Origin of the sequence: Mesorhizobium sp. LNJC405B00 (genome assembly GCF_000502615.1) — a bacterium.
Lineage (GTDB): Bacteria > Pseudomonadota > Alphaproteobacteria > Rhizobiales > Rhizobiaceae > Mesorhizobium.
Genome location: NZ_AYWC01000013.1, coordinates 253,974 through 269,346, shown reverse-complemented (window position 1 = coordinate 269,346; position 15,373 = coordinate 253,974). Strand labels below are relative to the sequence as shown.

9 protein-coding genes are annotated in these 15,373 nt (G+C 64.1%); 3 read left to right on the top strand and 6 right to left on the bottom strand.

The window, feature by feature from the left end; translation table 11 throughout:
* Positions 1-344: 344 nt before the first annotated feature.
* Positions 345-1,157: a helix-turn-helix transcriptional regulator gene (locus X756_RS142560; protein WP_023731034.1), complete on the top strand. Its 813-nt coding sequence runs from the start codon at positions 345-347 to the stop codon at positions 1,155-1,157.
* A 19-nt stretch (positions 1,158-1,176) separates the two neighbouring features.
* On the opposite strand, the gene X756_RS142565 is transcribed toward X756_RS142560, so the two are convergent.
* Positions 1,177-2,079, bottom strand: coding sequence for a DMT family transporter (locus X756_RS142565; protein ID WP_084013026.1), 903 nt, complete (start codon positions 2,077-2,079; stop codon positions 1,177-1,179).
* Between the two features lie 317 nt (positions 2,080-2,396).
* Here X756_RS142565 and pepN point away from each other — a divergent pair, with 317 nt between their 5' ends.
* Positions 2,397-5,036 carry an aminopeptidase N gene (gene pepN / locus X756_RS142570; RefSeq protein WP_023731033.1) on the top strand — a complete coding sequence of 880 codons (2,640 nt, stop codon included), beginning with the start codon at positions 2,397-2,399 and terminating at the stop codon, positions 5,034-5,036.
* A gap of 307 nt (positions 5,037-5,343) precedes the next feature.
* On the top strand, positions 5,344-7,665 hold the full coding sequence (locus X756_RS142575) for a PAS domain-containing sensor histidine kinase (protein WP_023731032.1): 2,322 nt from the start codon (positions 5,344-5,346) through the stop codon (positions 7,663-7,665).
* A gap of 104 nt (positions 7,666-7,769) precedes the next feature.
* Here X756_RS142575 and X756_RS142580 read toward each other — a convergent pair whose 3' ends face one another.
* The 5 genes from X756_RS142580 to X756_RS142600 form a co-directional block, all read right to left on the bottom strand.
* Positions 7,770-8,243, bottom strand: coding sequence for a hypothetical protein (locus X756_RS142580; protein WP_023731031.1), 474 nt, complete (start codon positions 8,241-8,243; stop codon positions 7,770-7,772).
* Positions 8,244-8,307: 64 nt separating this feature from the next.
* The gene (locus tag X756_RS142585) at positions 8,308-11,274 is read right to left on the bottom strand and encodes a bifunctional [glutamine synthetase] adenylyltransferase/[glutamine synthetase]-adenylyl-L-tyrosine phosphorylase (protein ID WP_031239249.1); all 2,967 of its coding nucleotides are present in this window, start codon (positions 11,272-11,274) and stop codon (positions 8,308-8,310) included.
* Positions 11,274-12,749: a HAMP domain-containing sensor histidine kinase gene (locus X756_RS142590; RefSeq protein WP_023731029.1), complete on the bottom strand. Its 1,476-nt coding sequence runs from the start codon at positions 12,747-12,749 to the stop codon at positions 11,274-11,276. Before X756_RS142590 ends, X756_RS142585 begins: the two co-directional genes overlap by 1 nt.
* A gap of 107 nt (positions 12,750-12,856) precedes the next feature.
* Entirely contained in the window at positions 12,857-13,531 is a 675-nt protein-coding gene (locus X756_RS142595; RefSeq protein ID WP_023670185.1) for a response regulator transcription factor, read from the bottom strand.
* 254 nt (positions 13,532-13,785) lie between these two features.
* On the bottom strand, positions 13,786-15,339 hold the full coding sequence (locus tag X756_RS142600; RefSeq protein ID WP_023702184.1) for a Do family serine endopeptidase: 1,554 nt from the start codon (positions 15,337-15,339) through the stop codon (positions 13,786-13,788).
* Positions 15,340-15,373: the final 34 nt, after the last annotated feature.

Here is a 15,373-nt window from a genome sequence, read left to right as displayed (position 1 = left end):
TCGAAGGCGCAGTGCATGCGCCAAAGACCATTGTTCTTCTTCTCATACGCACCGGCCTTGGCAACCGCTGTCGCATCGAGGATGCGAACCAGTCGGCCTTTGGCCAAACCTGCATCCTCGCGCTTCAAAAGGTGCCCAATCAACTGCTGCAGCCATGGTCCTGCATTGNCCGTCATCAACAAGCGATTCGTGTGTCATCGCAGTGTAGAATCACACCCGATTCCGCAGGGCAATACCTATCTTAGCGCCTATGCCCTCAAAGGGGGAGAATAGATTTCGCCTCGGCCTCCGCTATAACCTCCGACGTAATTGAAATCCCTCTCCCGCCGCCTTAATCCTGCCCGATGACAACAGTCCAAACCTCCGCCGGCAGCCTGATCCGCGAATGGCGCACGCGCCGGCGCATGAGCCAGCTTGATCTCGCAATGGAGGCTGAGATTTCGCAGCGTCATCTCTCCTTCGTCGAAAGCGGCCGCGCCGCGCCCTCGCGCGAGATGGTGCTGCATCTGGCCGAGCAGCTTGAGATTCCGCTGCGGCAGCGTAATCAGCTGTTGCTGGCTGCCGGCTTTGCGCCGAGCTTCAGCGAGCGGCCACTCACAGACAAGACGCTGGCGCCGGCGCTTGCCGCGGTCGAGAGCGTGCTCAAGGGGCATGAACCGTTCCCCGCGCTCGCCGTCGACCGGCACTGGAACCTGATTTCCGCCAATGCCGCCATCGGCCCATTTCTGGCCGATGTTGCCGAGCCGTCGCTGCTCCAGCCGCCGGTCAATGTGCTGCGCCTCAGCCTGCACCCGAACGGCATCGCACCGCGCATCGTCAATCTCGCGGAATGGCGGGCGCATCTGCTGGAGCGGCTGAAACACCAGAACGATGCCGCCGGCGATCCCGTCCTGGTCGAGCTGGAGCGCGAATTGCGAACCTATCCGTCCGGGCTCAAGGGTGCGCGGCCGGTGCCGGTCGAGCCCAACGGCATCGTCCATCCGCTGCGGCTGGCGCATGGCGACCAGGTGCTGTCCTTCATCAGCACCATCACCGTCTTCGGCACGCCGCTTGACGTGACGCTGTCGGAACTGGCGATCGAGTCTTTCTTCCCGGCCGACGAGCAGACGCGAGCGGTGCTGGTGCGGCTGGCGAAGGAACGTGCGGAAGCTAACTGAGCCAACCCCGCGGACCTCCTCACCCCTGTGGTGGCGCTGCCTTGCGCGTTCGGGTGCGTTCCAGGCCGAGTTGGCGCTCGCGCCAGATGATGAACATGCCGGCGGCAACGACGATCACACCGCCGACGAGCGTGTTGATGGTGGCGACATCGCCGAAGGCGAAATAGCCGACGACGACACCGAGGATCATCGAGGTGTATTCGAACGGCGCCACCACCGAGGCCTCGGCGTGGCGATAGGCTGCCGTCATCAGGATCTGCGCCAGCCCGCCGCAGAAGCCTGCGGCGATGAGAAGACCGGCCTGCAGCGGCGTCAGCGCCTGCCAGCCGAAAGGCAGCGTAAACAGCGCCATGACGCTCGCCGTTGCCGAAAACCACAGCACGATGGTCGCTGTTCGTTCAGTCTGGACAAGATTGCGCACGAGCAGGATGGCGTTGGCGGAGATCGCTGCGGAGACCAACGCCGCAATCACGCCCAGCACCTCCTGATCGCCGAGTGCGGCGCCCGACGTGAGCAGCGTCAGCTCCGGCCAGGAGATGATCAGCACGCCGACCAGACCGACCGCAACCGCGCTCCAGCGATAGATGCGGATAGCTTCGCCGAGGAACAGCGAAGAGAACATAACCACCAGCAAAGGCTGGGCATAGTTCAGCGTGATCGCCTCAGGCAGCGGCAGCCGGGTCAGCGCAAAGAAGCCGAGCCCCATGGCGCAAACGCCGACGACACCGCGCGCAATGTGGTTCAGCGGGCGTTTGGTGGCAAACGCCGTACCGAGTTTTCTCTTGTAGGCCAGGAAGGCGATGATCGGGAAGATGGCGAAGAAGGAGCGGAAGAAGACGATCTGGCCGGCCGGCAAAGTGCCGGCGGCCTTGATGCAGGTTTGCATGCCGACGAAGACCGCCACCGACATCACCTTGAGCATGATCCCGGTCAGCACACGCCCTGGATGATCGGACAGTTTCCCTGCCGCCTCGTCTCTCGGCCCTAAAGTCACGCCTCCGCCGCTTCCCGAATCGTTGCCCAGATATGTATCGTAGGACGCAGCACAGAGGCACCCATGCCGAATTTCGGTGTGACGACGGTCATCAAGGCCTCGCGATGAAGATGGAAGGGGAACGCCGTGAAATAGGCATTGGCGCAGTTTTGTCGAGTGACCGTTTCGTGTAAAGAGCGCGCAACTTTAGATTAATGGGCCAGGACACGTCAGCGGCTCCGATAGCGACAGGGAAACCCAAGGGAATGCGAACCGATACCGGCCAGGTCTTCAAGCTCGAAGACTACCGCCCCAACGACTTTTCCATCCCGCAAACCGGCCTCACCTTCCGCCTTTCGCCAGACGCAACGCGTGTCACCGCAGTGCTGACGATCGAACGCCGCGATGGCGCCGCCGCCTCGACGTCGCTGGTGCTGGACGGCGACGGGTTGGTGCTCAAGCGCATTGCCATCGACGGTCGCGAGCTTGCCCCGGCCGAGTATCTCGCCACGCCGGACCAGCTGACCATTTTGAGGCCGCCGGCCCGTTTCCAGCTGCTGCTCGAGACCGAGATCGCGCCGGCCAGCAATGAGGCGCTGATGGGCCTCTACCGCTCCCGCAATGTCTATTGCACGCAATGCGAGGCCGAGGGCTTTCGCCGCATCACCTATTTCCTCGACCGCCCCGACATCCTGTCGGTCTATACCGTGCGTATCGAGGCGAGGCTGGACGAAGCGCCGCTGTTGCTTTCCAACGGCAATCCGGTCGAAAGCGGCGCGCTTGCCGACGGCTGGCACTTTGCAGTCTGGGACGACCCCTTCCCCAAGCCGTCCTATCTGTTTGCGCTCGTGGCCGGCAATCTCGGCAAGGTCGCCGACAGTTTCGTCACCATGTCCGGGCGCGAGGTCGAACTCGGCATCTATGTCGAGCCAGGCAAGGAGGGGCTTGCCGGCTACGCCATGGATGCGCTCAAGCGCTCGATGCAATGGGACGAGCAGGCCTTCGGCCGCGAATACGACCTCGACGTCTTCAACATCGTCGCCGTTTCCGACTTCAACATGGGGGCCATGGAGAACAAGGGCCTCAATATCTTCAACGACAAGTATGTGCTGGCCGACCGGGAAACCGCCACCGATGCCGATTTCGCCAATATCGAGGCGATCATCGCGCATGAGTATTTCCACAACTGGACCGGCAACAGGATCACCTGCCGCGACTGGTTCCAGCTCTGCCTCAAGGAAGGGCTGACGGTCTTTCGCGACCATGAATTCTCCGCCGACCAGCGCTCGCGCGCGGTCAAGCGCATCGCCGAAGTGCGCACGCTGAGGGCGCACCAGTTCCCCGAGGACCAGGGACCGCTGGCGCATCCGGTGCGGCCGCGCCGCTACCGCGAGATCAACAATTTCTACACGGCGACGGTCTACGAAAAAGGCTCGGAAGTCGTGCGCATGATCCGCACTATCCTCGGGGCCGAGGCTTTCCGCGCCGGCATGGACCTCTATTTCGAGCGCCATGATGGCGAGGCCGCGACGATCGAGGACTTCCTGAAGGTGTTCGAGGACGCCTCCGGGCGCGACCTGTCGCAGTTCGCGCTCTGGTATCACCAGGCGGGCACGCCGAACCTGACCGTCAGTTCGACGCACAATCCGGCGACGCGCGAGTTTACGCTTGAGATCGAGCAGTCGGTGCCGCCGACACCGTCGGAGAGCCGCAAGCGCTTGATGCACATTCCGCTCGCCTTCGGGCTGGTCGGCGCGGGCGGTGAGCCGGTCGCCTATGATGGCGTCGAGGGAGCCACCGTCGAGGACGGCGTTATCCACATCCGCAAGCGCCGACATATGGTGCGCTTCTCAGGCGTTGCGGAGCGGCCGGCGGTGTCGCTCAATCGCGGCTTTTCGGCGCCGATCACGCTTTCGGTCGAGCAGAAGGCCGACGACCAGTTCTTCCTCGCCGGCCATGACAGCGATGCCTTCGCGCGCTGGCAGGCGTTCAACACGCTGCTCACCGATGCGCTGATAGCGGCCTTCCGCCAGATCCTCGGCGGCGCGAAGCCGGCTTTCACCGCCAGGCTGACCGGACTTGCCGGCAAGATCGCCGGCGACGAGACCCTGGAACCTGCCTACCGGGCGCTGGCGCTGTCACTTCCGGGCGAGGCCGACATTGCCCGCGACATCGGCACGAACATCGATCCCGACGCCATCTTTGCCGCTCGCGAGGCGTTGGCGCTGGCAATCGCGCGCGCCAATCAGCAAACGTTCACCGACCTATACGGCCGCCTCGCCGGCGACGGGCCGTTCAGCCCCGACGCGGCAAGTGCGGGACGCCGCGCGCTGCGCAACATCCTGCTCGACTACCTCTCGCTGCTGCCGAAAGGTGCTGCGCTCGCCGCCCGGCATTTCGAGGTCGCGACGAGCATGACCGACCGCGCCGCAGCGCTGACCGTCCTTGCGCACCGCCATGACGGTTCGCCGGAGGCGATCAAGGCGCTGGCCGATTTCGAGGCGCGTTATGGCGCCGATCCGCTGGTCATGGACAAATGGTTCCAGATCCAGGCCAGCGTGCCGGGACCCCGGACAGTCGATACGGTACGCAAGCTGACTGGTCACGCAGCTTTCTCGATGGCCAATCCGAACCGGGTGCGCTCGCTGGTCGGCACATTCGCCAGCGCCAACCAGACCGGCTTCCACCGAGCCGATGGCCAAGGCTACCGGTTTTTTACCCAGACCGTACTCGAGGTTGAAAAACGCAATCCGCAGGTGGCGGCCAGGCTGGCGACAGCGCTGCGCTCGTGGCGCTCGCTGGAGCCGGGCAGGCAAGCCAAGGCCAGGGAAGCGCTGCTGGCGATCGCCGGTGCCGAGAACCTGTCGGCGGATTTGCGGGATATTGTGGAGCGAACGCTAGCCTGATCCCTCCCCTTGAGGGAACGGTGGACAGCCGCCGAAGGCGGATGGACGGGTGGGGTCGTTGCGGCAGTGCGCGACCTCGACCAACTTCGACCGTGATTGCGAGAGTCGAGCGCTTCGCCGAGGACCCCACCCGGCCCTTCGGGCCACCCTCGCCTCAAGGAGGGATTTCAGCGTTATTTCAATCAATTTTTAATGTTTTTCGGCCGCGCCTCTGGACAAGGCGAATCACCTTTGATTCTTTACAGACGATTCGGACGTGCGGTGTTGCCGGATCGTCAAGCGTACGGAAATTCGGGGAGTGCCATTTATGGCCAAGGCGGACGCGTGGGGCGCGCCCGAAGGGACGGCTTTTGAGCGGCGCAAGGCGCGAGGCGACGGCCTCGCCGGCAATACGCGGCTCATCGCTGAACCAGCCTACCGGCGGCTCCTGGCTGCCGAACCCCTTCTGCGCCGTTCGATACCGGCTCTCATCATCATCTTCCTGATCGTCATCGCCGCACTGCGCGTGCTGTCGCTGATGAACGAGCGCGACGAGGCCGAGCGCGACGGCAAGGCGGTGCTAGGTCTCGCCGCCGGCCAGATGGCGAACGCAATCTCGGCCGACCCGACCGCGGCATCCAGCGGTGCAATTGATCTTCTGGAAAGCACGAGCCGCCAGGGCGCCATGGGCAGAAGCCATGTGCTTGTGATCACCGACAGCGCCTTCAAGATCATTGCCGTGTCGCCGCTGTCGACCGGCTGGCAAGGGCGATCGCTGGACAGCCTGGTGCTGGACGGCCAGCCGCTGTTCATGTTCGGCGACCGCGCCGGGGTCATGGATGTCAGCATCGGCGGCCAGGACTGGTACGCGGCGGTGAGCCTGACCCGGGACCGCAAGAACGCCGCCGCCGTGCTGGTGCCGCAGGAAGCGGCGTTCGACAACTGGCGCAAGACCGTCTCGCTCAACGTCACGCTGTTTGTGCTGACAGCCGGCGTGCTGATCATCATCCTCTACGCCTATTTCGGCCAGGCATCGCGCGCCCAGACAGCCGACCGCATCTATCTCGAAGCCCATCAGCGCATCGACATGGCGCTGGTTCGCGGTCGCTGCGGCCTGTGGGACTGGGACATGGTGCGCGGCAAGATGTACTGGTCGCGCTCGATGTACGACATGCTGGGCTACGAGCCCTGCAACTCGATGCTGTCGTTCGGCGAGGTCGACGACATCATCCACCCCGAGGACGGCGACCTGTTCGAGCTGGCCAACAAAATCGTCGAGCGCGAGATCGACCATATCGACCAGGTGTTCCGGATGCGTCACGCCGACGGCCAGTGGGTGTGGATGCGCGCCAGGGCCCAGGTGATCGACCCGGAAGCGCCTGAGATCCAGCTGATCGGCATTGCCGTCGACGTCACCGAGCAGCGGCATCTGGCGCTGCGCTCGGAGGCGGCCGACCTGCGCCTGCGGACCGCGATCGAAAACATCAACGAATCCTTCGTGCTGTGGGATGCCGCCCAGCGCCTGATCATGTGCAATTCCAAATACCAGAAGGACAACGGCCTGTCGGACCGCGACGTCATGCCGGGCGCTGCGCGCGCCGTGCTTGAAGAGCGCATGCTGGCCTTCGCCTCGGAACGGCGGCTGGCCAACACCAACGGGCCACAAGGCGGCGCGACCTTCGAGCGGCAGCTTTCCGACGGACGCTGGCTGCAGGTCAACGAACTGAGGACCCGGGACGGCGGCACGGTCTCCGTCGGCTCCGACATCACCCAGATCAAGCTGCACCAGGAAAAGCTGGTCGACAGCGAGCGCCGGCTGATGGCGACCATCCACGACCTCAGCCTTGCCCGCCGTGCCGAGGAGGAACGCGCCAAGGAACTGGTCGAACTCAACCGCGAATACATGAAGGAAACCGAGCGCGCCGAGGCCGCCAACCGGGCCAAGTCCGAGTTCCTGGCCAACATGTCGCATGAACTGCGCACGCCGCTCAACGCCATCATCGGGTTCTCCGAACTGATGGAACAGGGCCTGTTCGGGCCGTTGGGTTCGCCGCGTTACGAGGAATATGCCAACGACATCAACGGCAGCGGCAAATATCTGCTGGGCGTCATCAACGACATACTCGACATGTCGAAGATCGAGGCCGGCCAATTCTCGATGGACCGCGAGGAAATCGATCTCTGCCCGCTGATCCGCGAGACGGTGCGGGTGATCTCGCTGCAGGCGGCGGAGAAATCGATCACGGTCGAAACCCGCATCGCCGATACGATGACGCTGTTCGCCGACCGCCGGGCGATCAAGCAGATCGCCATCAATCTGCTGTCGAATGCGGTGAAGTTCACCGGCCAGGGCGGCCATATCTCGGTGCGCGCCCGCAACACGTCAGGCGCGCTGGTGCTGACCATCGAGGACAATGGCTGCGGCATTCCGAAGGAGGCACTGAGCAAGCTTGGCCGCCCCTTCGAACAGGTGCAGAACCAGTTTTCGAAGAACCACGCCGGTTCCGGCCTCGGCCTTGCCATCTCGCGCTCGCTGGCCGAGTTGCAAGGAGGAGCGCTGAAAATCCGCTCGACCGAAGGCGTCGGCACGATCGTGTCGGTGCGCATCCCGGTGAAGAAGGCGCAACCGGCGGTGAAGGCGGCGGCCTGACGGCCCGCCAATGCGAGCGGTGCTCTCCGCCGCGTTCAAGGACTGAGTAGCCCCGGTCATGTAAGGGCTCCGGCGGCTTTCGCCGCCGGAGACATATCGCCATTTCACTCCATGCTGTCGTCGCCGCCGTCCCATTGGTGGTGGCGGCCCATGCGGCCTTTCTTTGGGAGTTCGTTGCGCTCGATCTTGCCGTCATTGTTGCGGTCGAACATCGCGAACACCTTCTTCTCGCGCCCGGTGATGTCGTCCGTGGTCAGCGTGCCGTCGCCCTTGCTGTCGTAGCGGGCAACGATGCGCTTGGCCATTTCCTCGAACCGCGCCTTCTCCAGCGCGTCAGCGAGCTGGGCGACTGTCAGCTTACCGCCATTATCGGCGACCAGCTTCTTCAGCCGCGCGTTCATGGCGTCGGAAAACTGGTCGAAGCTGATGGTGCCGTTGGAATCCTTCATCGCCTTGTCGAGGCGCATCATGGTGCCCTCGCGCATTCTGGCGCTGGCATTGTTCTCGGCATAGGCGGTGGTGCCGACGGCGCCGGCAAGCGCGATGAAGGCAAGGGCAAGTCCGGTTGTCTTTCTCATGGGTATCTCCTGTTGCATCGTCACCCCCGATGCGATCCGAAACAGCCGCCAGCGCTTCACGCCCTCACAACCGTTTCGTACGAAGCAAAAGGTCGAAATCCTTTCTGACCTTTTGCGACGTCTCCTTGAGATGTGCTTCCAGCACACCGAAATCCGGCAGGTCAGTCACCGCCAGAAGCAGATCCGACAATCCCGGCGGAACGTCATCGCGTTCGAATGCGCCGGTGAGGCAAAGCCGCGTCATCTGGGTCAGCGCCAGATAGAGCTGGTAGGCTTCGCAAAGCTGCTGCCTGACGTCGGCCTCGGCGAAATCCGGCGACAGATGCGCCAGGATTTCGCCGGTCGCGGTCACCCTGCGGCCGGCTTCGACCTGCCCGGTTATAACCGCCACCTGCGCGATGAATTCGAGGTCGATGAGGCCGCCGGAGATGAGCTTGATGTCCCAGAGATCGCGCGGCGATTTTTCCTTCTCGATCAGCGCGCGCATCTCGGATGCCTCCGCCCTCACCTTGGCGGCGTCGCGCGGCAAGGCCAGAAGTGCCGCCACCTCGGCCTCGACCTCGGCGCAAAGGGCCGCGTCGCCGCCGATGGCGCGCCCCCGGGCCAGCGCCATGTGCTCCCAGGTCCAGGCCTCCTGGCGCTGGTATTTCGTGAAGGCATCGATGTGGGTGGCCACCGGCCCCTTGTTGCCGGATGGCCGCAAGCGCAGGTCGAGCTCGTAGAGAACGCCTTCGGCGGTCGGCGCCGAGACAGCCGCGATCAGCCGCTGCGTCATCCTGGTATAGTAGTGCGATGGTGCGAGCGGCTTGTCGCCGTCGGACTCGTCGGCATTCGCGTCGTGGTCGTAGAGCAGAATGAGGTCGACATCGGAGCCGGCGGTGAGCTCGCGGCTGCCGAGTTTGCCCATGCCGAGCAGCGACACGGTGCCGCCGGCGATGCGGCCATGACGCAGCGCGAATTCGGTGGTCACCGCCTGCAATGCGGCGTCGATGGTGAGGTCGGCGAGATCGGAAAAGGCGCGGCCGGCGCGCGCCGGGTCGATCGAGCCGGCGAGCAGCCTGACACCGATCAGGAATTTCTGCTCGGAGGCAAAGATGCGCAAACGGTCGAGCACGTCCTCATAAGCCCGGTCGCCTTCGATGAAAGCGGCCAACCGCGCTGAGAGATAGGCTCGGTTGGGCAGTTCGGCGAGCAGCGCCGGGTCGAGCAGACCGTCGAAGACATGCGGGCGCCTTGTGATGATTGCCGCCAGCCGAGGCGCGGCGCCCATGATCGTCGCCATTAGTTTCAGCAGGGCGGGATTCGACTGCAGCAGCGAAAACAGCTGGATGCCGGCGGGCAGGCCGGCGAGGAATTCGTCGAAGCGAACCAGCGCCTCGTCGGCCCGGCGCGTCTGGCCGAAGGCTTTGAGCAGCGCCGGCGTCAGTTCGGTCAGCCGCTCGCGCGCTTCCGCAGACTGGGTGACGCGGTAGCGGCCGAAATGCCAGCCTCGAATCACGCGGCAGATGTCGCTTGGCCGCTGGAAGCCAAGGCCGTGCAAGGTCTGCAGCGTGTCGGGATCGTCGACATCGCCGGTGAAGACCAGATTGCCGACGCCGGCCGACAATTCAGGCGCGGTCTCGAACAGCGCGGCGTAATGGCGCTCGACCTCATGCAAAGCCGCGCGAAAGGTTTCGGCAAATCTGGCGGCATCGGCAAAGCCCAGCATATGGGCGATGCGTTCCAGCCCTTCATCATCGTCGGGCAGAATATGCGTCTGCTCGTCGGCGACCATCTGGATGGCGTGTTCGACGCGGCGCAGAAACCAATATTGCTGCGTGAGCGCGTCGCGTGCATCGGCGGTGATCCAGTTGCGCGCCGCCAGCGCACCCAGCATCGGCACCGTCTCGCGGCCGCGCAGCTCCGGAAAACGGCCGCCGGCGATCAGTTGCTGGGTCTGGACGAAGAATTCGATTTCGCGAATGCCGCCGCGGCCGAGCTTGACGTTGTGTCCTTTGACCGCGATCTCGCCATGACCCTTGTGGGCATGGATCTGGCGCTTGATCGAATGAACGTCGGCGATCGCCGCATAGTCCATGTATTTGCGCCAGACATAGGGCTGCAATTCCCGCAGGAACGCATCCCCGGCATCGAGATCGCCGGCCACGGGACGCGCCTTGATCATGGCGGCGCGCTCCCAGTTCTGGCCGCGCGCCTCATAGTAGCGAAGTGCTGCCTCGACCGGGATCGCCAGCGGCGTCGAGCCTGGATCGGGACGAAGCCTCAAATCGGTGCGGAAGACATAGCCGTGCCCGGTGCGGTCCTGCAGGATGCGGACCAGCCTGCGGGTCAGGCGCGCAAACAGCTCTGTGGCCTCGAGCGGATCGACGATCGCCGGCGCATCCGGATCGAAGAAGACGACGAGGTCGATGTCGGAGGAGAAATTCAGTTCATGTGCGCCAAGCTTGCCCATGCCGAGCACGATCCAGCCGGATTGCCGTGACGGATTTTCGGGATCGGGCAATTTGACCTTGCCTTGGCTGTGCGCCTCGCGCAGCAGGAAGTCGACCGCCGCGCAGGTGCAGGCATCGGCGAGATTGCTGAGGCGCCTTACCGTCAGCGCGGCATCGGCCTCGCCAGAGAGGTCTGCAAGTGCGATCAGGAAGTGAGCTTCACCCTTCCACTGCCTGAGTTCCATCATCAGGCTGGATTCGGAAACGGTCTCGGAAAAGGCGGCCTTGCCGATCGCTTCGGCGATGGCGAGCAGCCGAGCCTCGACACTGCCATCGAACAGCGCGTCGAGGATTTGCGGCCGGCGGCGCGCGACATCGCGGAGGAAAGGCGAGAGATCGAAGACGGCAGCGAGAAACTCCTGGGCCGCGCCCTTGCCTCCTAGGAATTTCGCCAGCCGCGGCAGGTTCTCGTCCTTGGCATCGCCAGCGATCTCCGACAGTTCACGCCGGGCGCGGGTCTCATCCAGCGGCGCGAGCTGCGCCGCCAGTTGCAGGCGCCATTCGGTCTCGATCCGTTTCTGCGCCATCCGCACCGCCATCAATGGTCCTCCCGCCCCGGGAAGCTCATGATAACGGACAATCCGGGATTGGCAGGCAGAAGTTCAAGCCGGCCATTGTGAAAAGTCATGATCGCCTTGGCGAGGCTGAGACCAAGGCCGGATCCCGGCTGCGAGCGGCTCTTTTCCAGCCGCACGAAGCGCTCGGTCGCCCTGGCGCGGTCGGCATCGTCGGGGATGCCATGGCCATTGTCGGAAACGGAAAGGCGGATTTCGTGACCGACGCGCTGCAGGGCTACGCGCACGGCAGGCTTTTCCGTCGCATCGGTCGAGTATTTGATGGCGTTGTCGACGATGTTCGACAGTGCCTGGCCGATCAGCTCGCGGTTGCCATCGACGGAAAAATTCCCGTCCGCGGCAGTTTCAAGCACCACGCCAGCCTCCTCCGCCACCGGCTCATAAAGCTCGACAACGTCATGCACCGCGGCGGCGAGATCGACCTTGCTGGTGCTCTCCGAGGAATAGCCGGCCTCCAGCCTGGAGATCATCAGGATGGCGTTGAAGGTTTTTATCAGCTGGTCGGATTCGGCGATGGTGCCTTCCAGCGCCTGCCGGTAGTCGGTGGTCTTGTGCTTGCCCGAAAGTGTGGCCTCGGCGCGGTTGCGCAGTCTGGTCAGCGGCGTCTTCAAATCATGGGCGATGTTGTCGGAGACCTGCTTCAGCCCTTCGTTCAGCGTCGCGATCCTGGCCAGCATGGTGTTGAGGTTTTCCGACAGGCGGTCGAACTCATCGCCGGCGCCGGTCACCGGCAGCCGTCCCGTGAGATCGCCGCCCATAATGCGGCGGCTTGCCTCCGAGACGCTGTCGATGCGCTTCAGCGCGGCGCGGCCGACAAGGAACCAGATCAGCAGCCCGCCCAGGCCCATCATGCCCAGCGCCAGCATCAGGGCGCGGCGGACGACGGCGCGGAAGCGCTCGGGCTCGCCGAGATCGCGACCGACAAGCATGATCATCTGGTTGGGCAGCCGCAGCACCAGCGCGATGGCGTTGTGGCCCTTCTCGCCCTGGGACTGAATTTCGGTCTCGCCGGGCTGCGCGCCGTTCGGGTCAGAAGCCTGGTTGCGCTGCCGTTCGAGCTCACCTTCGCCGAAACGGCGATAGGAGAAGGGTTCGGTCGTCCAGCCATCGGTCTCGAGCACCCCCGGTGCCAGGCTCTGCACGTTGCCGGTGAGGATCTGGCCGTTGACGTCGGCAATGAGATAGAGGTTGGCGCCGGGCTGGCGCGAGCGCTGCTCGACGACGCGCACCAGCCGCGGCAGGCCGCCGCTCTGATAGGCACGGGCGAGGCCGAGCACCTCGTCATTGATGGTCTGCTGGGTCTGGCCGGTCAGCATGCGGGCCGACAACGACGTCATGTAGAAGACCAGCAACACGGCACATAGCGCGAAAAGCAGGAAATAAAGCGCTGAAAGCCGCGCCGCCGTTGTCCTCATGATGGCCGGCAGGGAAAGGGCCATCGAGTTCTAGCTCATGATGAGATTTGGCTGAAATCTCATCATGACCTACCCCTTTGTTGGAGCACGATCTTCTCCAAAAACCGGTACCTACTTCTTGGGATCATGCTCTAGCCGCTCTTCAGCATATAGCCGGCGCCGCGAACCGTATGCAGGATCGGCTTGTCGAAACCCTTCTCGATCTTGCCACGCAGGCGCGAGACGTGAACGTCGATGACGTTGGTCTGCGGATCGAAATGATAGTCCCAGACATTTTCGAGCAGCATGGTGCGCGTCACCACCTGGCCGGCATGGCGCATCAGATATTCGAGCAGGCGGAATTCGCGCGGCTGCAGCGTGATCTCGCGCGCCGCGCGCTTGACCGAATGGGACAGCCGGTCAAGCTCGAGATCGCCGACCCGGTAGACGGTTTCGGCCTCTCTGGCGCTGGCGCGGCGGTTCAGCACCTCGACGCGGGCGAGCAATTCGGAAAAGGCATAGGGCTTGGTCAGATAGTCGTCCCCGCCGGCGCGCAGACCGGTGACGCGGTCATCGACTTCGCCCAGCGCCGACAGGATCAGCACCGGCGTGGTGTTGCCGCGCGAGCGCAGGCCGGCAATGACGGAGAGCCCGTCGCGGCGTGGCATCATGCGGTCGACGACCATCACGTCATAGTCGCCGGCATCGGCCAGCGCAAAGCCGGTTTCGCCGTCGCCGGCGACATGGGCGGTGTGCCCAGCCTCGGCAAAGGCCTTCTGCATATAGTCGGCCGCCTCGCGATCGTCTTCTATGACGAGAATCTTCATAGAGCCGTTATACGCGATTTCGCCGGAAGATTGAGGGGCCGCCATGAGCGCAAAAGCTTTCGTTCAAGCATGTCGTTTTGCCAAAACCGCAGTGCACTTTTGGGCGACATGCTTCGCTGTTAGAGCGGCAGCGGGCGATGGGGGCCCGCTGCCGCCGGGGGCAGAACACGATGACTGACTAACGCGATCGGCCCCTTGCTTCCCGTGCGGCGGCTCGGGGGTGTTGAAACCGCCGCACTGGAAACTGTGTGATGTCAGCCTTTGGCGACTGGCAGCGCGACGAAGCGGTTTGAATCGTCGCGGGTGATCTGCATCAGCACCGCCTTGCGGCCGGACTTGACCGCATCGGCCATCGCCTTGGCGACGTCGTCGGTGCCGTTCACCTCCGTCGAGTTGACCGAGGTGATGACATCGCCGGGCTGGATGCCGCGGTCGGCGGCATCGCTGTCGGGATCGACATCGGTCACCACCAGGCCCTTGCCGTTTTCCGACTTGGTGACGGTGAGGCCGAGATCGGCCAGCGCGGCGGGCTTTGCCGGTGCCGCGGGCTGCTGCGGGTCGGCCGAGGCCTGCTTGTCAGTGGATGGCAACGTGCCGAGATCGACCTTGATGGTCTGGCTCTTGCCATCGCGCCACACCGTGACGTCGACCGACTTGCCGGGTGGGTAGGCGCCGATCAGACGAGCCAGTTCCTTCGGCGATGCGACGTCCTTGCCTTCGACCTGGGTGATCACGTCACCGGCGGTGATGCCGGCCTTCTTGCCGGGGCCACCGTCCTGGGCGCCCGAAACCAGAGCCCCGTTCTGCGACTTCAGGCCCAGCGATTCGGCGATGTCCGATGTAACCGGCTGGATTTCGACGCCGAGCCAGCCACGCTGCACCGAGCCGCTCTTCATCAGATCCTGCACCACCTGCTTGGCGGTCGAGGCCGGAATGTCGAAGGCGATGCCGACGCTTCCGCCCGACGGCGAGAAGATCGCGGTGTTGATGCCGACGACCTGGCCGTTAAGGTTGAAGGTCGGGCCGCCCGAATTGCCGCGGTTGACCGAAGCGTCTATCTGGATGAAGTCATCATAGGGACCGGCGCCGATATCACGGCCACGGGCCGAGACGATGCCGGCGGTGACGGTGCCGCCGAGGCCGAACGGATTGCCGACGGCCACCACCCAGTCGCCGACGCGAACCTTGGAATCGTCGGCGAAATCGACATAGGTGAACTTGCCGACGCCATCGACCTTGAGCACCGCCAGATCGGTGCGCGGATCGGTGCCGATCAGCTTGGCGTCAAGCTCCTTGCCGTCATTCATCACCACTGTGAAGGCGGAGCCTTCCTCGACGACATGGTTGTTGGTGACGAGATAGCCGTCATCGGAGATGAAGAAGCCAGAACCCTGCGCCACCGGACGCGGCTGGTCGTTGTTATGGTCGCGGTGGCTGAAGCGACGATTGCCGCCGTCATGGCCGTTCTGATCACCAAAGCCGCGGAATTGCTTGAAGAACTGGCGCAGCTGCGGATTGTCGGGCAGGTTGTTCATGCCGTCCGGATCGTCGGACTGATCGGAGCCGTCATCGGCGGCAGGCTCGATCTTGGCCTTGACCTTGACGCTGACCACGGCCGGCGAAACGCGCTCGACGACATCGGCAAAGCCCGGCACCTGGGGCGCTTCGACCCGCACGGCGTCGGCCAGAACGGGAGCTGTACCAGTGGCAACGGCGCCGAAACCGATGCCGCCGGCAATGGCCAGCGAAGCGGCGGCGGCCAACAGGCGTTTGCGGGTGCGGGAATATGGGTTGGGGGCGATAGTCATGGGTCTCGTATCCTCTTTTCACTGGATGCGGCTC

Coding starts and splice junctions, on each gene's coding strand:
- X756_RS142560 (WP_023731034.1), top strand. CDS start 345: ATGACAACAGTCCAAACCTCCGCCGGCAGCCTGATCCGCGAATGGCGC.
- X756_RS142565 (WP_084013026.1), bottom strand. CDS start 2,079: ATGCTCAAGGTGATGTCGGTGGCGGTCTTCGTCGGCATGCAAACCTGC.
- pepN (WP_023731033.1), top strand. CDS start 2,397: ATGCGAACCGATACCGGCCAGGTCTTCAAGCTCGAAGACTACCGCCCC.
- X756_RS142575 (WP_023731032.1), top strand. CDS start 5,344: ATGGCCAAGGCGGACGCGTGGGGCGCGCCCGAAGGGACGGCTTTTGAG.
- X756_RS142580 (WP_023731031.1), bottom strand. CDS start 8,243: ATGAGAAAGACAACCGGACTTGCCCTTGCCTTCATCGCGCTTGCCGGC.
- X756_RS142585 (WP_031239249.1), bottom strand. CDS start 11,274: ATGGCGGTGCGGATGGCGCAGAAACGGATCGAGACCGAATGGCGCCTG.
- X756_RS142590 (WP_023731029.1), bottom strand. CDS start 12,749: ATGGCCCTTTCCCTGCCGGCCATCATGAGGACAACGGCGGCGCGGCTT.
- X756_RS142595 (WP_023670185.1), bottom strand. CDS start 13,531: ATGAAGATTCTCGTCATAGAAGACGATCGCGAGGCGGCCGACTATATG.
- X756_RS142600 (WP_023702184.1), bottom strand. CDS start 15,339: ATGACTATCGCCCCCAACCCATATTCCCGCACCCGCAAACGCCTGTTG.